The organism is Nocardia pseudobrasiliensis NBRC 108224, from assembly GCF_001613105.1.
Taxonomy (GTDB): Bacteria; Actinomycetota; Actinomycetes; order Mycobacteriales; family Mycobacteriaceae; genus Nocardia; species Nocardia pseudobrasiliensis.
Window position 1 is genome coordinate 60,524 of the sequence record NZ_BDBS01000027.1, and the last position, 22,506, is coordinate 83,029.

General features: G+C 67.8%; 23 protein-coding genes. 5 read left to right on the forward strand and 18 right to left on the reverse strand.

The window, feature by feature from the left end; translation table 11 throughout:
• Positions 1–22: 22 nt before the first annotated feature.
• Positions 23–643, reverse strand: coding sequence for a riboflavin synthase (locus tag NP4_RS21170; protein ID WP_068000388.1), 621 nt, complete (start codon positions 641–643; stop codon positions 23–25).
• Positions 644–1,107: 464 nt separating this feature from the next.
• Between NP4_RS21170 and NP4_RS21175 the strand changes: the two genes are divergently transcribed.
• A complete protein-coding gene (locus tag NP4_RS21175; protein ID WP_068000391.1) occupies positions 1,108–1,578 on the forward strand; it encodes a hypothetical protein in 471 nt (156 codons plus the stop codon).
• On the opposite strand, the gene rpe is transcribed toward NP4_RS21175, so the two are convergent.
• Positions 1,579–2,238 carry a ribulose-phosphate 3-epimerase gene (gene rpe, locus NP4_RS21180; RefSeq protein ID WP_068000394.1) on the reverse strand — a complete coding sequence of 220 codons (660 nt, stop codon included), beginning with the start codon at positions 2,236–2,238 and terminating at the stop codon, positions 1,579–1,581.
• Between the two features lie 132 nt (positions 2,239–2,370).
• Here rpe and NP4_RS21185 point away from each other — a divergent pair, with 132 nt between their 5' ends.
• The 3 genes from NP4_RS21185 to NP4_RS21195 are packed head-to-tail and all read left to right on the forward strand — an operon-like array spanning position 2,371 to position 5,832.
• Positions 2,371–2,793, forward strand: a complete 423-nt coding sequence (locus tag NP4_RS21185; RefSeq protein ID WP_068000396.1) for an ATP-binding protein — start codon at positions 2,371–2,373, stop codon at positions 2,791–2,793.
• Complete coding sequence (locus tag NP4_RS21190) at positions 2,793–3,716, forward strand: RNA polymerase sigma factor SigF (protein ID WP_245997517.1); 924 nt, start codon at positions 2,793–2,795, stop codon at positions 3,714–3,716. Before NP4_RS21185 ends, NP4_RS21190 begins: the two co-directional genes overlap by 1 nt.
• Positions 3,717–3,768: 52 nt before the next feature.
• On the forward strand, positions 3,769–5,832 hold the full coding sequence (locus NP4_RS21195) for an NAD(+) synthase (protein WP_068000400.1): 2,064 nt from the start codon (positions 3,769–3,771) through the stop codon (positions 5,830–5,832).
• On the opposite strand, the gene NP4_RS21200 is transcribed toward NP4_RS21195, so the two are convergent.
• The 8 genes from NP4_RS21200 to NP4_RS21235 form a co-directional block, all read right to left on the reverse strand.
• Entirely contained in the window at positions 5,829–6,269 is a 441-nt protein-coding gene (locus tag NP4_RS21200) for a VOC family protein (protein ID WP_068000401.1), read from the reverse strand. The genes NP4_RS21195 and NP4_RS21200 overlap by 4 nt on opposite strands.
• A 255-nt stretch (positions 6,270–6,524) precedes the next feature.
• Positions 6,525–6,740, reverse strand: coding sequence for a heavy-metal-associated domain-containing protein (locus NP4_RS21205; RefSeq protein WP_062511839.1), 216 nt, complete (start codon positions 6,738–6,740; stop codon positions 6,525–6,527).
• Positions 6,741–6,897: 157 nt separating this feature from the next.
• Positions 6,898–8,406 carry an RsmB/NOP family class I SAM-dependent RNA methyltransferase gene (locus NP4_RS21210; protein WP_068000717.1) on the reverse strand — a complete coding sequence of 503 codons (1,509 nt, stop codon included), beginning with the start codon at positions 8,404–8,406 and terminating at the stop codon, positions 6,898–6,900.
• Positions 8,407–8,789: 383 nt separating this feature from the next.
• Positions 8,790–9,713: a methionyl-tRNA formyltransferase gene (gene fmt / locus NP4_RS21215; RefSeq protein WP_068000405.1), complete on the reverse strand. Its 924-nt coding sequence runs from the start codon at positions 9,711–9,713 to the stop codon at positions 8,790–8,792.
• On the reverse strand, positions 9,713–10,279 hold the full coding sequence (def, locus tag NP4_RS21220; RefSeq protein ID WP_068000408.1) for a peptide deformylase: 567 nt from the start codon (positions 10,277–10,279) through the stop codon (positions 9,713–9,715). Before def ends, fmt begins: the two co-directional genes overlap by 1 nt.
• Positions 10,280–10,334: 55 nt before the next feature.
• Positions 10,335–11,306 (reverse strand): esterase/lipase family protein, encoded by a 972-nt coding sequence (locus tag NP4_RS21225; RefSeq protein WP_068000411.1) that lies wholly within the window; start codon positions 11,304–11,306, stop codon positions 10,335–10,337.
• Positions 11,307–11,420: 114 nt separating this feature from the next.
• Entirely contained in the window at positions 11,421–12,080 is a 660-nt protein-coding gene (locus NP4_RS21230) for a PadR family transcriptional regulator (protein ID WP_068000413.1), read from the reverse strand.
• 102 nt (positions 12,081–12,182) lie between these two features.
• A complete protein-coding gene (locus NP4_RS21235; RefSeq protein WP_068000416.1) occupies positions 12,183–13,619 on the reverse strand; it encodes a carotenoid oxygenase family protein in 1,437 nt (478 codons plus the stop codon).
• Positions 13,620–13,688: 69 nt separating this feature from the next.
• Between NP4_RS21235 and NP4_RS21240 the strand changes: the two genes are divergently transcribed.
• On the forward strand, positions 13,689–14,372 hold the full coding sequence (locus tag NP4_RS21240) for a TetR/AcrR family transcriptional regulator (RefSeq protein WP_245997524.1): 684 nt from the start codon (positions 13,689–13,691) through the stop codon (positions 14,370–14,372).
• A 119-nt stretch (positions 14,373–14,491) separates the two neighbouring features.
• Here the strand turns inward: NP4_RS21240 and NP4_RS42690 are convergent, their stop codons facing one another.
• From NP4_RS42690 to NP4_RS42695, 8 genes are all read right to left on the reverse strand, one after another.
• Positions 14,492–16,957: a primosomal protein N' gene (locus NP4_RS42690; RefSeq protein WP_245997531.1), complete on the reverse strand. Its 2,466-nt coding sequence runs from the start codon at positions 16,955–16,957 to the stop codon at positions 14,492–14,494.
• 54 nt (positions 16,958–17,011) lie between these two features.
• Positions 17,012–18,226 carry a methionine adenosyltransferase gene (gene metK, locus NP4_RS21250; protein WP_082876064.1) on the reverse strand — a complete coding sequence of 405 codons (1,215 nt, stop codon included), beginning with the start codon at positions 18,224–18,226 and terminating at the stop codon, positions 17,012–17,014.
• Between the two features lie 250 nt (positions 18,227–18,476).
• Entirely contained in the window at positions 18,477–19,694 is a 1,218-nt protein-coding gene (gene coaBC / locus NP4_RS21255; protein ID WP_068000425.1) for a bifunctional phosphopantothenoylcysteine decarboxylase/phosphopantothenate--cysteine ligase CoaBC, read from the reverse strand.
• A gap of 53 nt (positions 19,695–19,747) precedes the next feature.
• The gene (gene rpoZ, locus NP4_RS21260) at positions 19,748–20,023 is read right to left on the reverse strand and encodes a DNA-directed RNA polymerase subunit omega (protein ID WP_068000429.1); all 276 of its coding nucleotides are present in this window, start codon (positions 20,021–20,023) and stop codon (positions 19,748–19,750) included.
• A 55-nt stretch (positions 20,024–20,078) separates the two neighbouring features.
• On the reverse strand, positions 20,079–20,660 hold the full coding sequence (gene gmk / locus NP4_RS21265; protein WP_068000433.1) for a guanylate kinase: 582 nt from the start codon (positions 20,658–20,660) through the stop codon (positions 20,079–20,081).
• 8 nt (positions 20,661–20,668) lie between these two features.
• Entirely contained in the window at positions 20,669–20,986 is a 318-nt protein-coding gene (gene mihF / locus NP4_RS21270) for an integration host factor, actinobacterial type (protein WP_062511827.1), read from the reverse strand.
• A 551-nt stretch (positions 20,987–21,537) separates the two neighbouring features.
• Positions 21,538–22,362: an orotidine-5'-phosphate decarboxylase gene (gene pyrF, locus NP4_RS21275; RefSeq protein ID WP_068000436.1), complete on the reverse strand. Its 825-nt coding sequence runs from the start codon at positions 22,360–22,362 to the stop codon at positions 21,538–21,540.
• The gene (locus NP4_RS42695; protein WP_255285532.1) at positions 22,359–22,493 is read right to left on the reverse strand and encodes a hypothetical protein; all 135 of its coding nucleotides are present in this window, start codon (positions 22,491–22,493) and stop codon (positions 22,359–22,361) included. The genes pyrF and NP4_RS42695 overlap by 4 nt, the downstream gene beginning before the upstream one ends.
• Positions 22,494–22,506 lie beyond the last annotated feature (13 nt).

Consider the following 22,506-nt stretch of genomic DNA (forward strand, 5'->3'; position numbering starts at 1 on the left):
CGGCGTCGGTTCAGCGGGCGAATCACCCACGCTGCTGCAGCCGTTCCACGTATTTGGCGATGATGTCGACCTCGAGGTTGACCGTGGCGCCGACCGGGGCGGCGCCCAGGGTGGTCAGTTCTCGGGTGGTGGGGATGAGCGAGACCTCGAACCAGTCGCTGTGGCCGGGCTCGCGGGCCTCGTCGACGCCGATGCCGGAGACGGTCAGCGAAATACCGTCGACGGTGATCGACCCCTTCTCCACCACATAGCGAGCGAGGTTGTCGGGCAACGAGATTCGCACCACCTCCCAGTTCTCCGCGGGGGTGCGCGACAGGATGGTGCCGGTGCCGTCGACGTGGCCCTGCACGATATGCCCGCCCAGGCGGCTGTTCACCGCGGCCGCGCGCTCGAGGTTCACCTTCGAACCGGCGTCGAGTTTGCCGATGCCCGAACGGTTGAGCGTCTCGCCCATCACATCGGTGGTGAAGGAATCGCCGCCCACGAGGTCGACGACGGTCAGGCAGACGCCGTTCACGGCGATGGAATCGCCGTGCTTGGCATCGGAGGTCACCAGGGGGCCACGAATGGTCAGCCGGGCCGAGTCGGCCAGCGGCTCGCTCGCGACGATCTCGCCCAGTTCCTCGACGATGCCTGTGAACATCTCAGTCTTCTCCCGTCACCGATGCCCGCAGCTCGGGCCTCCCGCTTGCGCCAACAGCCGGGACCGCGCGGCTGTTCCCGCCGCCGAACCCGTGCGTCATCAGCGTAACGACGCCGGGTCGTAGGCAACACCCGGCCGCCGGGTTCGGACTTCGATTCCGTGAAACGCCGAAGAAGCAGACGACAAGACCCGCAAGGGGGGATAACAAATAAATTTGCCCCGAAATTCACCGGCTTGCCATACCCGAAGTTATTCGATAAGGAATTAATCCGACCGGTCCGAAAATACGCCCCGATAGTTTCCTGCACGGCGATTCGAACGCCCAGATGATAGGGGTGAAATGGAATGTTTACCCAATTGACGACGCGCTTACACGCAAAGCTTGCGTCTCGACAGAATCGGCAGCAATATTGTTATGCAGTTGATTCCAAACGTTCAACTTCTGCGAACAACAGGGGGTAGGCGTGACCACGTTTCTCGATTCGACACTCGAGGCTCGCTGCCATCAGTACCGAAGCGAATTCCATCTGCCGGCATCGATCGACCCGGCCTCACGCCACATCCTGCTGGAGATCGGTACGCGCTACTGCGCCGTGACCATGCCGGCCGAACTGGGCGAGCATGTGCGGCAGCGGTTGCGACAGGCCGAGCTGGCCGGGCCGATCGTCCATCATCCGCGCGCCGGACGCTGGACCTTCATCACCGGCGCCGCCCGCCCGGGCGCGCTCACGACGTCGATCTCGGCCGAGCTGTTCCGGCTCTACGCGACGGTCGCCTGCACCGGCAGCCAGGTGGTGCTGCCCTCGGCCGACGACGAGCGCACGGGTTACCGCACCTGGATCCAGGCCCCCGAATCGGCGGCCGCCGTGCCGCCGCTGGAGGCGGTCGTCGACGCCGCCCGCGCGGTCGGGGCGCGAAAACCCCGGGCGCACTGACTAGTTCGCGGCCTCCACCGCGACCACTCGGTCCCGCAGCTTCGCCACGGTGGCGGACGGATCCTCGGTGCCGTACACCGCGGAGCCCGCGACGAAGCAGTCCACGCCAGCCTCGGCGGCCTGTTCGATGGTGTCCATATTGATGCCGCCGTCGATCTCGACCACCAGGCGCAGTTCACCGGCATCGACCAGATTGCGCACGATGCGCGCCTTGTCGAGGACGTGCGCGATGAACGACTGCCCGCCGAATCCGGGTTCGACGCTCATCACCAGCAGGGTGTCGAAGTTGCGCAGGATCTCGAGGTACGGCTCGATCGGGGTGTTCGGCTTGACCGACAGTCCGGCCTTGGCCCCGGCCGCGCGGATATCGCGCGCCACCGCGACCGGATCGTCGGTGGCCTCGGCGTGGAAGGTCACGTTGTAGGCGCCCGCCTCGGCGTACGGCGGCGCCCAGCGGGCCGGATCCTCGATCATCAGATGGCAGTCCAGCGGAATGTCGGTGACCTTCAACAGACTCTGCACCACCGGCAGCCCGAGGGTGAGGTTCGGCACGAAGTGGTTGTCCATCACATCCACGTGCAGCCAATCCGCACCCGCGACCGCGTCGACCTCCTCGGCCAGATGCGCGAAGTCGGCGGACAGGATGGACGGGGCGATCATCGGAGACGGGCGATGGAACGACGCGTTCGCGGAGGTGGACACAGGCGCAGAGTGTAGCGATGCCCGGTCACAGCATGGACACTGCGGGGATACCCCCGATTACCTGCGGCGAATTTGGGTAGCCTTCTCAGGGTGATCAATATTTCGGCGGAACAGGGACTGCGCAGTACCCCGGTGGAGATCGGCGTTGCCGCTACCGTGTCACAGTTGCCGATCGTGCGCGGACTCGCCGAAACCCTCGTGCTACTCAGCGATTTCACGCTCGACGAAGTGGCCGACATCCGGCTCGCGGTCGACGAGGCCTGCTCGACCCTCATCGCGCTGGCCGCACCCGGCACCACACTGCAGTGCCGGTTCACCGTGGGCGACAAGGATCTCCTGGTGCGCGTGACCGGAGTCGCCGCGAGTGAGGGCCTGCCCGACGAGCACGCCTTCGGCTGGCATGTGCTGCGCACGCTCACCGACGAGATCGCCGCGAGCCAGCAGGCCTTCGACGAGCAGCTGTCCGGCTACCCGACGATCGTGGAATTCCGGCGGGTCCGGGGGAAGGCGTAGTGGCTGACGAGGACACCGTGTTCGATTCCACTCCCGCCCAGCCGGCCGATCCGGCCGAACCCCCGGCGGCGATGGAGGCGGTCGCCACCAACGAGACCACCGACGACGAGAACGAGAACGACGAGAACGAGATCGACACCGACGAGGTGGAAGAGGTCACCCAGTCGGTTTCCGGATATGACGACGTCACAGCGCTTTTCGAACAGCTGGCCGCGGCCGCTGACAACGCGCAGCGCCGGGCCGTGCTACGCGCGGAGCTGATTCAGCGCTGCATTCCGCTGGCCGACCATATCGCCCGTAAGTTCAGCGGCCGCGGTGAGCCGTTCGACGATCTGACCCAGGTCGCCCGTGTCGGCCTGGTGCACGCGGTGGATCGCTTCGACATCTCGCGCGGTTCGAACTTCCTGTCCTTCGCCGTGCCGACGATCATGGGCGAGGTCCGCCGGTACTTCCGCGACAACACCTGGGCCATGCGGGTTCCCCGGCGTGTCAAGGAGACTCATCTGCGCATCGGCGCGGCCATCGACGCGCTGTCGCAGTCGCTGGGCCGCTCCCCCACCGCCAAGGAGATCGCCGTCGAACTGGGCATTTCCGCCGACGAGGTCACCCAGGCCGTCATCGCGGGCAATGCCTATCAGCCCTCCTCGATCGATGCGGTCTCGGTCGGTCGCGATTCGGAGGCCTCCCTGCTCGACACGCTCGGCGAGGAGGAGTCCCAGTTCGACCGCGTCGAGGAATATGTGGCGATCCGCCCGCTGCTGGCGGGCCTGCCCGAACGCGAGCGCCGGATCCTGACCATGCGTTTCTTCGAATCCATGACCCAGACCCAGATCGCCCAGCGCATGGGCATCTCCCAGATGCACGTTTCCCGCATCCTCGCCAAAACCCTCGCCCGCCTGCGCGAGCAGTCCGCCCGGGAGTGAATCGTTGCGTACGATCATGATCACCTAAGCCCTCGGGAGTCAGGGGATCAACGTGCCGCAGGGATTGCCGTTCGAATCGCTGTACCGGCACGGTTTCGCGCGGGTCGCGGTGGCGGTGCCGCGGCTGCGCGTGGCGGATCCGGAGTTCAACGCGGAACAGACGCTGCTGCTGGCTCGACGGGCGGCCGCGGACGGGGTGATGCTGACCGTATTTCCCGAGCTCGGCGTGTCCGGTTACACCGCCGATGATCTGTTTCATCAAGACGCGCTCGACCACGGCGTCGAGCGGGCGTTGGCGCGGATCATGGCCGCCAGCGCCGAGCTGGCGACCGTACTCGTCGTCGGCGCGCCGGTGCGCACGCAGGGGCGGCTGTTCAACTGCGGCATCGTGATTCGAGGCGGGCGGGTGCTCGGGGCGGTGCCCAAGAGCTATCTGCCCAACTATCGCGAGTTCTACGAGAAGCGGCAGTTCGCGGCCGCGCGGGAGGCGCTCGACGAGCACATCACGATCGCCGGGCAGCGCGTGCCGTTCGGCGCGGATCTGCTGTTCACGACCGATCTCGACGGGTTCGTATTCCATCTGGAGATCTGCGAGGACGGCTGGGTTCCGTTGCCGCCCAGCGGTTTCGCGGCGCTGGCCGGGGCGACCGTGCTGGTGAACCTGTCGGCGAGCAATATCGTCGTCGGCAAGGCCGACTATCGGCGGCAGCTGTGCACCTCGCATTCGGCCCGCTACATCGCGGCATATCTGTATTCGGCGGCCGGGCACGGCGAATCGACCACCGATCTGGCCTGGGACGGGCAGGCCCTGGTCTGCGAGAACGGTGAATTGCTCGCCGAGGGAGAACGTTTCGCCGATCATCCGCAGCTGGTGACCGCCGACCTGGACCTGTGTCGCCTGGCCGCCGACCGGCTGCGCATGACCAGCTTCGCCGACAATGCCGGTGACCACCGCGACCGGCTCACCCGCCTGCGCCGCATCGCGGTCGAGCTGCCGATCCCGTCCGAGCCCGTGCCGCTGCGCCGCGAAATCCCGCGCTTCCCCTACGTTCCCGCCGATCCGGCGGTCCGCAACGAACGCTGCGCCGCGGTGCACCACATCCAGGTCGAGGGCCTGAGCACCCGCCTGGCCGCCACCGGTTCCGAACGCGTGGTGATCGGCGTATCCGGCGGCCTGGACTCGACGCTGGCCCTGATCGTCGCGGTCAAGACCATGGATCGCCTCGGCCTGCCGCGCTCGAATGTGCTCGCCTACACCATGCCCGGCTTCGCCACCGGCTCGCGCACCCGCACCGACGCGCATCGGCTCATGCGCGCCCTGGGCGTATCGGCCCACGAGATCGATATCCGCCCGTCGGCGACCCAGATGTTGAAGGATCTGAATCACCCTGCCGCGCAAGGCGTTCCGCAATACGACGTGACCTACGAGAACGTCCAGGCGGGCGAGCGGACCTCACATCTTTTCCGCCTGGCCAACCAGAACCACGCCCTGGTCCTGGGCACGGGCGATCTGAGCGAACTCGCGCTGGGCTGGTGCACCTTCGGAGTCGGCGACCATATGGCGCACTACAGCGTCAACGCCTCGGTCCCCAAAACCCTCATCAAATACCTCATCGCCTGGGCGGTCGACACCGGCGAGTTGGGCACGGCCGCCGACGAGGCGCTGACGTCGATCCTCGCCACCGAGATCTCACCGGAACTGGTTCCCGCGCAAGCGGATTCGACCGATGACTCCCAGCCCGGACAAAGCTCGGAGGCCACCGTCGGCCCCTACGAACTACAGGATTTCCACCTGTACTATCTGCTGCGCTTCGGCTACCTGCCCAGCCGCATCGCCTACCTGGCTCGGCACGCCTGGTCCGATCGGACGCGGGGCCGCTGGCCGGATCTGATCCGTCCCGAGGATCGCAACGAATACGATCTGCCGGCAATCAAACATTGGCTCGCCGAATTCCTGCGCCGCTTCATCCAGACCAGCCAGTTCAAACGCTCCACGCTGCCCAATGCCCCGAAGGTCGGCTCCGGCGGATCGCTGTCGCCGCGCGGTGACTGGCGAGCGCCCAGCGATGCGGTGGCCACCGCCTGGCTGGACGAATTGGATCGCAACGTGCCCTAGGGCGTCTTCTTCAGCTCCTCGGCGAGCATCACGATGATGCCGCTGGGACCGCGAACATAGGTCAGCTTGTAGAGGTCCTCGTATGTCGCCACGCCACGAAGCGGACGGCAGCCGTGCCGCGCGGCGATCTCGAGGGCCTTGTCGATATCGTCGACGGAGAAGGCGACGCGGTGCATGCCGATGTCGTTGGGACGAGTGGGCTTCGACTCGATCGCTTCGGGGTGGATGTACTCGAACAGCTCGAGGCGACCGTTACCGTCCGGCGTCTGGAGCATCGCGATATTCGCGTGGTTGCCATCGAGGTCGACGGCCGTATCGGTCCACTCACCGCTGACCGTGTCACGGCCGACGACCGTGAGGCCCAGGTCGGTGAAAAAGGCGATCGCCGCCTCGAGGTCGCGAACGGTGATGCCGACGTTTTCCAGTTTGATCGCCATGCCTCGCATGCTAGCCGGGAGTCGCGATCGCCTGGCCGCTGTTTCCTTCAATCTCGCGTTGGACCACTGCAATTGGCGGATCGTCCGGGAATGAATCAGCGCCGCACCGCGTTTCGACGATGTCGTGATCGGCCCGGTGCCGATCGGAAGCCTGGACGAGTTCGATCCCCAGATCACCCTCGGCCCGAAACCACGCCCGCCCGGCGGCGCGCCCTGTTCACCGGAGCACCGGGATCCAGGGCGCCCGAGCCTGCCTCAGACGACGGTGAAGTTGCCCTCGCTGTTGAGCGCCTTCTGGATCTCCTCGGCCTTCACCTGATGGTCGGCCTCGACCGTCACCTTCGAAACGCCCTTCATATTGAGGTCCACGATCACCGAGTGCACATCGGGGATGGTGTGAATACTCTTCTCGACCGTACCGACACAGCCCCAGCAATGCAGCCCGTCAACGGAGAATGTTGCCTTCGACATGCGTTTCCTCCCGATCTCGTGAATGGAGCGCGGAGTACTGACCATCGGCACCGGGGCCGACCCGGACCGGAGTCTAACCCCTCTCATACCGATCGGCTATATCTCGGGCGACATGCGCCGATCGGTCGAGTCTCGGGCCGCGGCGTGCGTCGATCGACTACATCTCCGGCAGCGGTTTACGCAGGGCCGCCATGAACATGGCGTCCGTGCCGTGGCGGTGCGGCCACAGTTGGGCGGCCGGACCGTCGCCGAGGTCGCCGACGCCGGGCAGCAGGTCGCGGGTGTCGAGCTGTTCGGCGCCGGTGCGGCGCACCAGGTCGGCCACCACCGCGACCGTCTCGGGCAGGTGCGGCGAACAGGTCGAGTACACGACCACACCGCCCGGGCGCAGCAGATCCCATGCGGCGGTAAGCAATTCGCGCTGGAGCACGGTGAGGTCGCGGACGTCGGCCGGGGTGCGGCGCCAGCGGGCCTCCGGGCGGCGACGCAGCGCGCCCAGGCCCGTGCAGGGCGCGTCGACCAGGATGCGGTCGTAGCCGGGTTCGAGGCCGCTGTCGCGACCGTCGACAACGTGTACGGTCACCGGCTGCCCGGTTGTCGCGGTGCGGACCAGCGCCGCGCGATGCTCGGCCGGTTCGACGGCGTCGACGTGGAAGCCATCGATATCGGCGAGCGCGCCCAGCAGGGCCGTCTTACCGCCCGGTCCGGCGCACAGATCCAGCCAGCGGCCGCCGTCGGGGCCCAGCAGCGGTGCGCGGGTCAGCGACAGCGCCACCAATTGACTGCCCTCGTCCTGGACCGCGGCCATCCCCTCGCGCACCGGTTCGAGTTTGCCCGGATCGCCGCCGTCGAGATACACCGCGTACGGCGACCAGCGGCCCTCCTCGCCCCCCGTGACAAGGGCCAGCTCCTCGGCGGTGATTTCGCCCGGACGGGCCACCAGATGCACGGCCGGTCGCTCGTCGTCGGCAGCCAGCAGATCGCCCAGCTCACCCGCGCGCGCACCCAGCGCATCCGCGAAGGACTGCGCGATCCAGACCGGATGGGCGTATTCGAAGGCCAAGCGCCCCAGGGGATCTCGCGGCGCGAGATCGCTCACCCACTGTTCGGGCGTACGCTCGGCCACCCTCCGCAGCACGGCATTGACGAATCCGGCCTTACCGGAACCGAATTCGGCCCGCACCAGATCCACGGAGGTATCCACTGCCGCATGCGCACCCACCCGGGTCCGCAACATCTGATAGGCCCCCAGCCGCAACACATCCAGCAGCGGACCATCGATCTCCGCGACCGCCCGCCCAGCGCCCGCCGCGATCACAGCATCGAGCAACCCCAGCGACCGGCACGCCCCATATCCCAACTCGGTGGCGAACGCCGCATCCCGCCCGGACACCTTCCGCTCCCGAAGCAATGCGGGCAGCACCAGATTGGCATAAGCGTCCCGCTCCCGAACCGCCCGCAACACATCCCGAGCCACCAACCGCGCGGCATCGACCGCCGACTCATTGCGAGCACGCCGATGGCCCGAACCGCTCCGATCCCGCCCCGAACCGCCCGCCTGCGAGCCCGCGCCACCTTCCCGACCGGGCCGTCCCGCCGAACCCGAACGATCCTCCCGCGCAACGAAGTTCGTCCCCGCCGCGCGCCCCCCAGAACGCCCACGTATGTCGCCCTCGCCCCGACCACGCCCGCTACGCCCCGAGCCACCGGTCGCTTGCTGCCCCCGCTGCGATTCAGCCCCCGCTCGTCCCGCGCGCTTCGCGCCACCGCCACCATCGGCCCCAGCCCCGGCGGAAGACTTCCCGGCGCGATTGGACCCATTGCCGCCGTTCGCCTTCATCCTCGCGGCGAACTTCCCCGCGCGCTTCGACCCATCACCGCCATTGGTCTCCGCCCGCGCGGCGAACTTCCCCGCGGGCTTCGACCGGTCACCGCCATCGGCGCGCCGCGGGTGGGATCCGCGATCGTCTCCGTCGCCCAGCCCCGCCGACGATTGCGCGGAATCGCCCGCGCCGGTTCGCTTTTCGCCGTCTCCCCGCTCCGGGCGGGTCATCCGATCACCGTGCCCGGCTGCAGGCGGGCGCCGCGGGCCCAGTCCAGGGCCGACATCATGCGCTTGCCCTCGGGCTGCACCTCGGTGAGGCGGACGGCGGTGGTGGCGGTGCCGACGTAGACGCCCGATTTGCGGACTTCGACGGTGCGGTTGGGCAGTGACTCCTCGACCAGTTCGACCGGGGCGAGTTTGAGGCGTTTACCCTCCACCTCGGTCCACGCGCCGGGGGCGGGGGTCACCGCGCGGATGCGGCGGTTGATCGCGAGCGCGGGCTGATCCCAGCGGATGTGGCCCGCGTCGGCGTCGATCTTCGGCGCGTAGGACACGCCCTCGGTCGCCTGCGGAACCGCCTGCACGGTGCCGTCCTCGATGCCGTCCAGGGTCGATTCCAGCAGGTGCGCACCGGATTCCGCGAGGCGATCCAGCAGAATCCCGGCGGTGTCGGTGACCGCGATCTTCTCGGTGAGCACGCCGAAGACCGGGCCGGTGTCGAGTCCGGCCTCGATGCGGAAGGTGGACGCGCCGGTGAATTCGTCACCGGCCATTATCGCCGCCTGCACCGGCGCGGCGCCGCGCCAGGCGGGCAGCAGCGAGAAGTGCAGATTCACCCAGCCGTGGCGTGGGATGTCGAGCACCTGCTGGGGCAGCAGCGCACCGTAGGCCACGACCGGACAGCAGTCCGGGGCCAATTCGGTGAGCTGGGCGATGAATTCGGGTTCCTTGGGCTTGTGCGGGGTCAGCACCGGAATGCCGTGCTCATCGGCCAACCGGCCGATCGGCGAGCGGGTCACCTTGCGACCTCGGCCCGCCACGGCATCCGGCCGGGTGACCACCGCGACCACCTCGTGACGCCCGGATTCGATCAATCGCCGCAGCGAGGGCACGGCCGGTTCCGGCGTGCCCGCGAATACCAAGCGCATCAGCTGCTCCGCTCCGCCGCCGCGGCGGCCTTGGTAGCGGCCACCTCGGCGGCCGTCATCACCGTCTTACCCGTGGTGAACCACTCCGATTCGCGCACCGCGCGCATCGCCTCCTTGCGTGTCGCCGGATTCAGACGGTCCAGGTACAGCACACCGTCCAGATGATCGGTCTCGTGTTGTACGCAGCGCGCCAGCAGCGCCTCACCCTCGAATTCCACTGCGGCGCCGGTCATATCGACCCCGCGCGCACGTACTCGCAGCGCGCGGGTGACGTCGTGGCGCAGCCCCGGGATCGACAGACAGCCCTCCGGCCCGGTCTGCTCCTCCTCGCCGAGCACCTCGTAGGTCGGATTCACCAGATGCCCCTTGGCATCGCCGGTGTCGTAGACGAAAACCCGCAGACCGACCCCGATCTGCGGTCCCGCCATACCGACACCGCCGCTGGCGTGCATGGTGTCGGTCAGGTCGGCCACCAACTGGCGCAGTTCCCTGTCGAAGGAGGTGACCTCGTCCGCGCGAGCGCGCAGGACGGGATCGCCGAACAGGCGAACAGGCTGGACGGTCACGAGAAACTCCCCGGGCGAGCGAATACGGACGTCTCATTTTACGGACGCCGTTCGATCAGGAGTGCGCCCCCAGGATGACCTCCGGGATTCCGGTGCCCAGCGGCACGAATTTGCAGACCGGTTCCCGCGCGTGATCAGGGTCGAGGGCGTTGAGCAGCAACCGCTGCACATAGGGGTCGTAGACCATGTGGAAATGCCCGGTCAGGTTGATCGGACACAGATCCTGCAGCACCAGATTCGTCGCCCCGGGACCGTGCAGGGCGATGTTGTCGAAGGGCTGGATCATCTCGTCGACCCGGCTGCCGATCGTGGTGTAACGCACACCGGCGACGGTGTCGCCGCCCGCGTTCAGCTCCACCATGAACGGCGCGCCCTGCGCCTGCTGCACCGCGGCCTTGGAGGTGACCTTCTCGAACGCGTCCCACAGCGGCGGCACCGCGTTCGCGGCCGGAACCAGGCCGTACATGATGCCGCCGTAGCTGGGCGAGGCCAGGCCGATCCACTGCGCGACCTTCTCCGCGCCACCGGCCTTGTTGACGTAGAAGCGAGTCACGGTGGCGCCCTGGGAGAATCCGACCAGATCCACCTGCGGCGCACCGGTCGCCGCGAGCACCCGATCGACGAATTCGCCGACCTGGCGGACCGACAGGCGCAGATCCTCGGTCCCGTAACTGGTCGCGCCGGGCTTACCGCCGTAATTCAGCGCGAAGACACAGAAACCGGCGTCGTGGATCTGGGGCGAGATCGCCGACCAGTCGGCGTAGGCGGACGCGTCGGTGCCGTGGGCGAGTACGACCGGGCGGGGATGTTCGGCGGTCGGTTTGCAGCCGAAGTCGTTGGCCCCCAAGGGAGCCGCGTCGGGATGGGCCTTCACATACCACGACGCGGTCAGATGTTCCGGCTGCACCGGACCGTACTGGGTGGGCACGAACGCGGGATGGTAGGGGGCGTCGTCGGATTTCGGATCGGCCAAGGCGGACGCGCCGGTGCCCAGCACCAGCGCGCACACCGCCGCACCCGTGATCATTCGCCGCCGCCGTTGTGAAATACCCTGAGCCAACCGACTCCGCCGCTGTACCATGTCACGATCATTCCGCATGAATGTCGGAATTACGCGCCGCGGCACAGCGTTTCGGAGCCGCTACTTTTCCTGGGTATCGTCGTCGGCCAGGATCCGGTAGAGCGCACGCCGCGCCTCGGTGAGCACCTCGGCCGCCTTGTTCGCCTGCTCCGGAGTTCCGGCGCGAGCCACCTGCGCGACCGCGCCCATCAGCTGACCGACCAGCTCGCGCAGGTCCAGCGCCTGATCGCCGACGCCGTCGCGGACCTCCTGCCAGGGATCGCCGAGTTCCTCGCTGTGCGCGCTGATGTATTCGGTGCCCTCATCGGTCAGCTTGGCGGTCTTGCGACCCGAGACGCGCTCGATGACGACCAGACCCTCGTCCTCGAGCTGCGCCAGCGCCGGATAGATGGAACCCGGGCTGGGCCGCCAGACATCCTCACTGCGCTCGCGGATCTGTTGAATCAGTTCGTAGCCGTGCATCGGACGCTCCTGCAACAGCAGCAGGATCGCCGCGCGTACATCACCGCGGCGACCCCGACCGCCGCGCCCGCGGGCCCGGCCGAAGTGCGCGCCCGGACCGAAGCCGGGACCGAAATCCGGACCGAACGGTCCGAATTCGCCCCCGAAGCCACGCCGGCCGCGCGGGTGACGGTGGAACTGTTCGGGGCCGCCCACTTCGCGACCCGGACGACGGCCGCGCCAACGGCCGCGCATCTCCATGTTCTCCATGTTTTCCATGGCTAGCCTCCTCAGGCTGGTTCTTACGTTGACGCTATTGACGATATATCGGCAATGCATCATCGACAAGTGTGAGGAGGCACACGAACCGACCGACTCGTACTATGCGGTCGATACCCAGTTGCCGTGGAATCCAGCCGGTACCCGATGCGGCAGATGCACTCGCGCGACGTCATCGAGCGTGCCCGCATCCAGAATGGCCAGGTCGGTGGTGTCGGAGGCCGCGTCGTAGACGAAGCCCATCAGTACGCCGTCGTCCTCGGCGGAATCCGGGGCCGAGGGCTCGAATACGAATTCACCCAGGGCCGTTCCGGGCTGGAACGACCGCACGGCCGTGGTGCCGCCGATCAGATCGTGCTTGTACAGTTCCGCGCCGCCGTCCAGTCCGGCGCCCACGCCCGGTGCGTAACCATAGCGATGCCGCTTACCGAGCAGACGCTCGTCGACTCGCGGGAACTCCTGCGGGCGATCGTCGATCGGACCCTGGCGAACCTTGCCGGAATCGAGGTCGACCTCCCAGCGATCCAGGGTCGGCGGGCCGTCGTTGGGTCCGGTCAGATCGGCGTCGAACATCTTCGGATGCCGGATCACGTCCAGCACGATGACGCCGCCCTCCTCGTAGGCGTTCATCGGATGGAAGACATAGCAGGGCTCGATGTCGAACCAGCGCACGTCCGCGTTGCCGCCCGATCGCGGCATGACGCCCAGCCGCGCCCGATAGCGCGAATTCCAGCGGTAGGGCATCCGACGCACGCGTGGGACCCGATGATTGCGCGCCGCGGGCGGATTCGGCAGCGGCACCCGGCCGACCATGGCCGACAACATCAGTCGCACCGGCAGCCGCAGCAGGCGCGGCACCGAGATCTCCGCCGCTTGGCGCGGATCGAAGGTGACCGGCAGATCGTAGAAGATCACATAGTTCTCGGTGAGCGAGAAATCGTGCATCATCGGCGCACCGCCGACCTCGATGTCCACGGTGCGCTTGGCCCGGCCGTCGGTGCCGATGATCGAGTACTGCACCCTGTTGCCGCGGTTGAAGGTATACGAAACCGCGTGCATGTCACCGGTTTCCGGGTCGTGCTTGGGATGGGCGGTATAGCCGCCGGACAGGGTTCCGTCGAAATCGCAGACACCGACGGTGTCGAGTTCCTCGGACAATTCGTAGTTGGCCAGCCCCGCCTCGACCAGCGCGATCGTGCGACCGGCATGGCCGATGACATTGGTGTTGGCGCCCATGCCCGCGACATTCTCCAGTCCGGGCAGCGGCTTCTCGCCGAGCGCGGCGGAGGTGACCGGACCGCGCACGAACCGGTTGCGATACCACTCGGCCCGTCCGTCGCGCAGACGCACGCCGTGCACCATGCCGTCGCCGAGGAACCAGTGGTACAGGTCGCGATCCAGTTCACCGACCGGATTCGGCCCGTTGCGCAGATAGCGGCCGTCGAGATATTCGGGTATGGCCCCGGTGACCAACAGATCGGTGAGCGTGTGCTCCTGCTGGATCGGCGCGAAGACGCCTTCTAGATAGCGATTGCCCATGGCGAACCCCCAGTGCGGAATAACATCGTTATGGGCTTAGAATAACGGCGTTATGGAGGTGTGGCAACGGTGAATTCCCGCTCTCGGCCGTCGAATTCGGCCATGCGCGAGCAGTTGATCGAGGCCGGGATCCGGCTACTCGAGACCGACGGTCCCGAATCACTGCAGGCCCGGCGGATCGCGAGCGCGGTCGGCGCGTCGACGATGGCGGTGTACACGCACTTCGGCGGCATGACCGAGCTGTCCAGTGCCATTGTCGCCGAGGCGTTCACCCGATTCGGCGCGGCGCTGGCGGCGGTGCCGCCGAGCGCGGATCCGGTGGCCGACTTCTTCGTCATGGGTTCGGCCTACCGCGGCTACGCGCTGGAGAATCCGCAGCGCTATCAACTGATGTTCGGACTGGCCGCACCAGCCGAGGCGCCCGCGAAATCCTGCGATTTCACGTCCGGTCCGGTCACCGAGGGCATCGGCGCGGAGACCTTCGAGCAGTTGGTCGCGGTGGTCGAGCGCATGATCGCCGCCGAGCGGATTCGCGCCGACTCCGCACGCGAGGTGGCGGCGCGACTGTGGAGCCTCATCCACGGCGTTGTCCTGCTGGAACTTTCGGGCAATTTCGGCGACGAGGGACGGGCGCTGGGGACAGTCCTGCTGCCCGCGACGGTCGACCTCCTCGCCGGAATGGACGCCGATCGAGCGCTACTGGACGCGTCGCTGCGACAGGCCGCAGAGACGATCGCGCACCGGGAGAGCTGAATCTCAGGGCACGGATATGTGGCGAGGACAGCGAAAGACCATGGCGCATGGGAACCTCGAGTCGGCGGGTCGGCACTCAGCGACGGGCTCCGGGACCTGGATCCACCCACGGCTAGCACTCAGCCGATGTCGATGGGATCTATCTGCACGCGTAGCGGGGCGTCGGAGCGGTGGGTGCTGCGTACGGCCTGGGCGGCGATCAGGGCACGGGACAGCGTGTTGCCGCCGGAGCGGTTGACTCGCAGGATCATTCGTTCGACCTCGGCGGGGGAATCGCCGGAGGAGAAGGGTTTGCGGGCTCCGAACGGCAGCGGGACCGGGCCCAGGACTTCGACCTCGGGGGGAAGTTTCGCCTCGCCCAGTAGTTCGGCGATCGAGTCGGCCGTGCCGTCGATCGCGGCCAGACGCACCGCGGGCGGGAAGCGGACCTCGCTGCGGGCCGACAGCTCGAAATCGGCGTGCCCCACCGGATCCCATCGCACCAGCGCCTGTACGGTCGGCACCGCCGGATCGGCCATGACGATCACCTGACCGCTCGACCGAACCAGCGCCGCCGCGGACATCCAGCGCCGCAACGCGTCCTCGGCCGCGCGCAGATCGGCCCGACCCAGCAGCGCCCAGCCGTCCAGCAGCAGCGCCACCCCGTATCCCCCGGGCGCGGTCGGCTCGGCGCCGATCGTCGCCACCACGACCTGCGGTCCCTCCGGCACCGAATCCAAGACGGCCGCACCCCCGGACCCCCGGATCGGCACTCCCGGAAACGCTCGCCCGAGCTCCTCCTGGGTCCGCGCCGCGCCGATCACCACGGCCCGCAATGCCCGCGAGCCGCAGGACCCGCAGCGGAACGCCGCCTCGGTCTTCCCACACCAGCGACAGTTCGGACTGTGCGCGACCTCCCCGGAGGCATTGCGGGAGAGCGCGACTCCCGTATCCCGGGCAGACCCCTCCAGCACCTGCGCACGGCCGCCGGGATACCCCTGCCGATCGGCCGAACGGCCACCGTCCCGCTGATCGGTGGGCCGAAAACCGAGCGTCTGTTGTTCGGCCGAATCGGAAGCCCGGGCCTGGCCGCCAGCGTGCTGATCGGCCGAACGGGACCGATCCGACGTCCGGGCATCTCGTCCGGGCCGATCGGGCTGTGCGCCAGCGCTTCTCGTGCGGCCGGTCGGGGCATTGTCGGGCAGGGCCAAGGGGCCGTTGCAGTGTCGGCAGCGCGCGGGGGTGCGGCATTTCGCGCAGGACAGGGCCGGGACGTAACCCCGGCGCGGGACCTGGACGAGGACGGATTCGCCTGCCGCGAGGGCCTTTCGGGCGGCGGTGAAGGCGATGCCCGGGATTCGGACCGCTCGGGCGACGGGGTCGCGTTCCAGCGCGATATCGCTGTCGCCCGGGGCGCTGATGCGAGGCATGTGCTCGCGGATCACGGCTCGGTCGGCCAGTAGATCGTGCGCCCAGCCGGATTCCACCACCGCCTGCATTTCCGCGGTCCGCGTGAACCCCCCGGCCAGGAACGCCGCCCCCGTCTCGTGCGCCCGCAGCATCGCCACCTCACGCGTATGCGGATACGGCGCGCGCGGCTCGGCGTACATATCGTCCCCGTCGTCCCAAACGGCAATCAGCCCAAGATCTTTCATCGGCACGAACACCGCACTGCGAGTCCCCACCACCACCCGAGCACTCCCCCGCAACGCCGCCAGCCACCGCCGATACCGAGCCGCGGGCCCCAACCCCGCCGCCAAGCCGACCACGACATCCCCCAGCAACTCCGTACAAACCCGCAGCACCCGATCCAAATCCCGCTGATCCGGCACCATCACCACGGCACTACGGCCACCCTCCACGGTCACCGCCGCCAACTCCGCCAACCGCCGAGCCCACTCCTCCCCCGGCACCGCCTGCCAAGCCGCCCGCGGCCCCCGCCCTTTCCCCAAAGCACTCAGAAACGACTCGGCATGCCGATACTTCGCCCACCCGGAGTACCGCGAAATATCAATGGGGGCTTCGCCATCGGACCCAGCGGAAGCATCACCCTCCGGGGAGGAAACCGATCCGAGCCGGGCATCCGTCGTCGATGAGAAATCCATCCCAGGCGAAGGGGCCATCTCAGTGCGTTGCCGGGCAGCGTCGGGCGGATCGGCCGAGTCCTCCGCTCCCGCAACCTGATCAACGGCACTCACCGAGTCTGACCGGGTTGCGACTTCGGCCTGGTCGGTATCGGCGTCATCGTCGGCGGGGAGGGCGGCGGTTTTGGATTTCGCTGGTTCCGCTTCGGCCTTCGCGTGGCGTGGCGGAATGGCCAGGCGGAGGACGTCGGCTCGGGTACCGGCGTAGCGGGCGGCTACGGCGTTGACGAGGGTGAGGGTTTCGGGGGTGAGGACTTGTTCAGGGGAGACTACCCGTTCCAGGCGGACGAGTTTGCCGGTGTGGTCGGAGGTTTCGAGGCGGGCGAGGATGAAGCCGTCGATGAGGCGGCCCGAGAAACGCACGCGGACGCGCACGCCGGGTTGAGCGTGCGCGTCCAGTTCGGGTGGGACCAGATAGTCGAAATCCCGGTCCAGATGGGCCGGTTCGAGCAGCGGCAGCACACGCGCGATGGGGCGCGCTACTGCCGCCGCTTCCGGCACCGGAGGGGTGACCAATCAGAGGCCGACAGCTGCGCGCAGCTTGTCGGCACGGTCGGTGTGCTCCCAGGGCAGGTCGACGTCGGTGCGGCCGAAGTGGCCGTAGGCCGCGGTGGGGGCGTAGATCGGACGCAGCAGGTCCAGGTCGCGGATGATCGCACCGGGGCGCAGATCGAAGACCTCGGCCAGGGCCGCGGAAATCTTTGCCGGGTCGACCTTTTCGGTGCCGAAGGTCTCGACGAACAGACCCACGGGCGCGGCCTTGCCGATGGCGTAGGCCACCTGGACCTCGACCCGGTCGGCCAGATCGGCGGCGACCACGTTCTTGGCGACCCAGCGCATGGCGTAGGCGGCCGAACGGTCGACCTTCGACGGATCCTTGCCCGAGAACGCGCCGCCGCCGTGACGGGCGTAGCCGCCGTAGGTGTCGACGATGATCTTGCGGCCGGTCAGGCCCGCATCGCCCATCGGACCACCGAGGACGAACTTGCCGGTCGGGTTCACCAGCAGGCGGATATTCGAAGTGTCCAGCGGCTCAGGCAGTTCCAGATCGGCCAGCACCGCATCGACGACCTTCTCGCGGATGTCGGGGGCGAGCAGGTTGTCCAGATCGATATCTGCCGCGTGCTGGGTGGAGATGACCACGGTGTCCAGCCGGACCGGGCGGGTGCCGTCGTATTCGATGGTGACCTGGGTCTTGCCGTCCGGACGCAGGTACGGCAGCACACCGGACTTGCGAACCTCGGTCAGCCGCCGCGAGAGCCGATGCGCCAGCGCGATCGGCAGCGGCATGAGCTCGGGAGTCTCCTTGGTGGCGTACCCGAACATCAGACCCTGATCGCCCGCGCCCTGCCGCTCGATCTCGTCGTCGGAACCGCCGACGCGCGCCTCGTGCGAATGGTCAACGCCCTGAGCGATATCCGGCGACTGCGCGCCGATCGCGACGTTCACGCCGCAGGACGCGCCGTCGAAGCCCTTGGCCGAGGAGTCGTAGCCGATCTCGAGCACCTTCTCGCGCACGATGGTCGGGATATCGGCGTAGGCCGACGTGGTGACCTCACCGGCGACATGGACCTGGCCCGTTGTGACCAAGGTCTCCACGGCGACACGGCTGCGCGGATCCTGCGTGAGCAGCGCGTCGAGAATGGAATCGCTGATGGCATCACAGATCTTGTCCGGGTGACCCTCGGTCACGGACTCGCTAGTGAATAGCCGGCTACCGGACGTGCGCACAGTTAATCCCTCTCCCTCAACGGGTTTCTGTCTCCGGATCGCGGCGGTAACGGCATGAGGTCATCGCGCGGTCCTTCGACTCAGACTATTCCAAACCACCGACGGGGTGGGCGATGACGCCGCTGTCGCGACGCCCCCACCAGCGACATCACCTCCACAGGGCTCCGTTTCGGCGGCCGGTGCGCTGACGCACACAATGCCATGACGCATGGTGTGCTGTTTTTCAGGATATGCCGGAACCGGCGGCGCGTCAGCGCAGCAGGGGTCCCAGCGCATCCAGCACGCGGCTGGCCAACAGGGCCTTCGATCCATGATCGAGAGCCTGTTCGGTGCCGTCGGCACCGAGCAGCCAGCCGTCGTTGTTATCCACTTCGAAGGCCTTACCCTCGCCGACCGCATTCACGACCAGCAGGTCACAGCCCTTCCGCTTCAGTTTCGCACGGGCGTGGGTGAGTACATCGCCCTGTTCGTCCCCGGTCTCGGCCGCGAAGCCGACGATCGCCAGCCCCGGCAGCCTGCCGTCTCGCCGAGCCTGCACCAATCCGGCGAGAATGTCGCGGTTTTTGGTCAGGTCGATCGAATTCGGCTCTCCGGCACCCTTTTTGATTTTCGCGGCCGCGACGTTGGCGGGGCGGAAATCGGCCACCGCGGCGGCCATGATGACGGCGTCGGCCCCCGCGGCGTGCTTGTCCACCGCGATCCCCATCTGCTCGGCCGTGGTGACATGAACCACCTCGACACCGGCGGGGGGTTCGAGGCCGATGGTATTGCCCGCGACCAAGATCACATGCGCGCCGCGCTGCGCGGCCACCCGAGCCATGGCGTAACCCTGCTTACCGGAGCTGCGGTTACCCAGGAAGCGCACCGGATCCAGCGGTTCGCGCGTACCGCCCGCGGACACCACCACGCGACGGCCCTCGAGATCCCGGGGAATCGCGTCGACCCGTTCGAGCAGCAGCGAGGCCAATCCGAAGATCTCCTCGGGTTCGGGCAACCGGCCCGGACCGGTATCGGCGCCGGTGAGCCGACCGGCGGCGGGTTCCATCACGGTCGAGCCGTGCGCGCGCAGCGTCGCCACATTCGCCACCGTGGCCGGATGCTCCCACATCTCGGTGTGCATGGCCGGAGCGAACAGCACGGGACATCGCGCGGTCAGCAGCGTCGCGGTCAACAGATCGTCGGCACGGCCCATCGCGGCGCGCGCCATCAGATCGGCGGTCGCCGGGGCGATCACCACGAGGTCGGCCTCCTGGCCGATGCGCACATGCGGAACCGCGGGGACATCGGCGAATACGCCCGTGTCGACCCGGTTTCCGGACAGCGCCTCGAAGGTCGCCTTCCCGACGAACTGCAGAGCGGAATCCGTCGGGATCACCCGGACGTCATGCCCGGTCTCGGTGAATTTGCGAATGAGGGAACAGGCCTTGTAGGCGGCGATACCGCCGCCCACGCCGACAACGATCCGCATCTGACTACGCCTCTTCGGGTCCGGGTGCTAGGGCGGGGGCGGCGGCGTGCGCTCTACTCGCCTTCGGAGTGCTCGAGCAGATCGGAGTGGATCTCGCGCAGCGCCACCGACAACGGCTTCTCCTGCAGGCCCGGCTCGACCAGGGGGCCCACGTACTCGAGGATCCCGTCGCCGAGCTGGTTGTAGTAATCGTTGATCTGGCGGGCCCGCTTGGCCGCGTAGATGACCAGCGCGTACTTCGACGACGTGCGCTCGAGCAGCTCGTCGATCGGCGGGTTGGTCAGGCCGACCGGGGTGTCGTACGCGGGCGCGGTCTGGGTGTCGCTCACTAGTGAGGCTCCTGCGGGTCTCGGATGATGTGAGTTCGGCCGGATCCGGCCGCGCTCATCGTGAATTTGTGCTAACGAACAACGATACCAACTGCCCGCAGGCGCTGGTCAGCTCGTCGTTCACGATCACGGTGTCGAACTCGTCACAGGCGGCCAATTCCATCCGCGCCGTCTGCAGGCGACGCTCGATGACCTCCGGCGATTCGGTGCCGCGCCCGGTCAGTCGGGCGACGAGTTCTTCCCAGGTGGGCGGCGCGAGGAAGACCAGATGCGCTTCCGGCATCACCTTGCGGATCTGCCGCGCCCCCTCGAGATCCACCTCCACCAGAATGTTCTTGCCCGCCGCGACCGCATCGCGCACGGGTGCGGCCGGAGTTCCCGACCGCTGCAGGCCGCCGTGAATCTCGGCCCACTCGAGCAGTTCCCCCTGTTCGATCATGGCGTCGAACTCGGCCCGGGTGACGAATCGGTAGTCCCGGCCGTCGACCTCCCCGGGCCGGGGTGCCCGAGTGGTGGCCGACACACTGAAGACCAAGTCCGGCAGTCGTTCTCGGACGCACCGGACGATCGTGGACTTGCCGACGGCCGAGGGGCCGACCAGTACTACCAGCCGACCCTTCTGCGTGTGCTCGACCACCCTCGTGATCAGGCTTGGTCGAACTTCTGCAGCAGCGCCTTGCGCTGCCGATCGCCCAGACCCCGCAGGCGACGGGTGGGGGCGATCTCGAGCTCGCTCATGATCTCGGCGGCCTTGACCTTGCCGACCTTGGGCAGGGCCTCGAGCAGCGCCGACACCTTCATCTTGCCCAGGACCTCGTCCGTCTCGGCGTCCTTCAGGACCGTCTTAAGGTCGGTGCCGCCACGCTTCAAGCGCTCCTTGAGCTCTGCCCGAGCGCGGCGAGCGGCAGCCGCCTTCTCCAAAGCAGCGGCGCGCTGCTCGTCAGTCAGCTGGGGAAGGGCCACGGTTCCTCCGTCTCATCGTTCATTGCATGATCTCCCGCCGGTAACCCGGCGGTCTGTGCGACCGTACCCACGCCGCGTGCCGATTGCGAACCCACCCCCCAGGTCAGCGCCGGATTCGGGCACGGTATCGCGCGTGTGGACAACGATCCGAGGGGGCACGACGCGATATCGCAGATCCTACCGCCGATCTCGCGATTTACGTCATGACCTGGGTTTTTTCACCCTCTGACCGGCGTTGTCGCAGTACAGCCGGGGTACCCGCGGTGGATGTAACCGGGCCGTTATCCCGCGACCTGGAATTTTCTTGAAATCCTCGGCGTGTCGCGAATTTTTGCCCCCGCGTGTCGCGCGTCACGCCCCGACCGCGTTCCGAGTCGCGTGACCGAATCGATGGCAGCCGCGCGCGCATGGCTCGAAATGCGGTCTCACAGGCCCCCTGACGCGGGAAAACATATGGCCGCGGTTCCCGATTCGATCGGGGGTTCGAAAACCGTAGCGGGCCACAGAAACAGAACAGGCCGGTCTCTTTTCGAGACCGGCCTGTTCCATGGTCACGCCTGCAAGAAGGCGAACTCCTCGTTGAGCTGATGCACCCTGGTGCGCAGCGCCGCGACCGACGGCCCGGACGCGAGGACCTCGCGAGATACATTGGGCAGCACCGCCGTATAGCTGTCCGGCGATACGAGCGCCCGGATCGACTCCGCTCCCCCGCCCTGCGCTCCCACGCCGGGCATGAGGATCGGACCGTTGAGCTTGCTCAGATCCGGGGCCTCGGTCAGCGTCGCGCCGACGACCACGCCCACCGAGCCGAACGCAGCGCCCACATTGCAGGCGGCCGCGTCGTCGACCATCGTCTGCGCGACCGTGCGCCCGTCGGCGGTAACCGTGCGCTGCAGGGCGGCCGCCTCGGGGTTGGAGGTGGCCGCGAGCACGATCACGCCGCGCCCGCCCGCCATTGCCAATTCGATTGCGGGAGTAAGCGATCCGAAGCCGAGGTAGGGCGAGACGGTGACCGCGTCACTGGCCAGCGGACCATCGCCGAGCCAGGCCGCCGCGTAGGCGGCCATGGTCGACCCGATATCGCCGCGCTTGGCGTCGGCCAGCACGAGCGTGCCCGCCGCGCGCAACGCCGCGATCGTGTCCTCGAGCACCATGAGCCCGCCCGAGCCGTATGCCTCGAAAAAGGCCACCTGTGGTTTGACCACCGCCACGCGACCCTCGAAGGCCTCGACGCAGATATCGGAGAAGCGCTTGAGCCCCTCGACGTCCTCGCTCAGGCCCCAGGCGCGCAGCAGCGACGGATGTGGATCGATACCAACGCACAGCGAACCGTGCCGCGCGGTGGCCTCCCGCATCCGCTCACCGAACGAGGTCACCGGGCCTCCGCGTCGGCGCCGGCGAGGGCCGGCTCCGGCTCGAGCAGCTCCTCGTCGATCACCAGGGGATTGCGGCCCATCGGCGGGGTGGCGCGGAAGCCGACGGTCGAGTAACCACCGACCTTCCGCATGCCCCGGATGTCA

Coding starts and splice junctions, on each gene's coding strand:
- NP4_RS21170 (WP_068000388.1), bottom strand. CDS start 643: ATGTTCACAGGCATCGTCGAGGAACTGGGCGAGATCGTCGCGAGCGAG.
- rpe (WP_068000394.1), bottom strand. CDS start 2,238: ATGATCGCCCCGTCCATCCTGTCCGCCGACTTCGCGCATCTGGCCGAG.
- NP4_RS21200 (WP_068000401.1), bottom strand. CDS start 6,269: ATGGCGATCAAACTGGAAAACGTCGGCATCACCGTTCGCGACCTCGAG.
- NP4_RS21205 (WP_062511839.1), bottom strand. CDS start 6,740: ATGTCGAAGGCAACATTCTCCGTTGACGGGCTGCATTGCTGGGGCTGT.
- fmt (WP_068000405.1), bottom strand. CDS start 9,713: ATGCGCTTGGTATTCGCGGGCACGCCGGAACCGGCCGTGCCCTCGCTG.
- NP4_RS21225 (WP_068000411.1), bottom strand. CDS start 11,306: ATGATCACGGGTGCGGCGGTGTGCGCGCTGGTGCTGGGCACCGGCGCG.
- NP4_RS21230 (WP_068000413.1), bottom strand. CDS start 12,080: ATGGAAAACATGGAGAACATGGAGATGCGCGGCCGTTGGCGCGGCCGT.
- NP4_RS21235 (WP_068000416.1), bottom strand. CDS start 13,619: ATGGGCAATCGCTATCTAGAAGGCGTCTTCGCGCCGATCCAGCAGGAG.
- coaBC (WP_068000425.1), bottom strand. CDS start 19,694: ATGCGGATCGTTGTCGGCGTGGGCGGCGGTATCGCCGCCTACAAGGCC.
- NP4_RS42695 (WP_255285532.1), bottom strand. CDS start 22,493: ATGCGGAAGGTCGGTGGTTACTCGACCGTCGGCTTCCGCGCCACCCCG.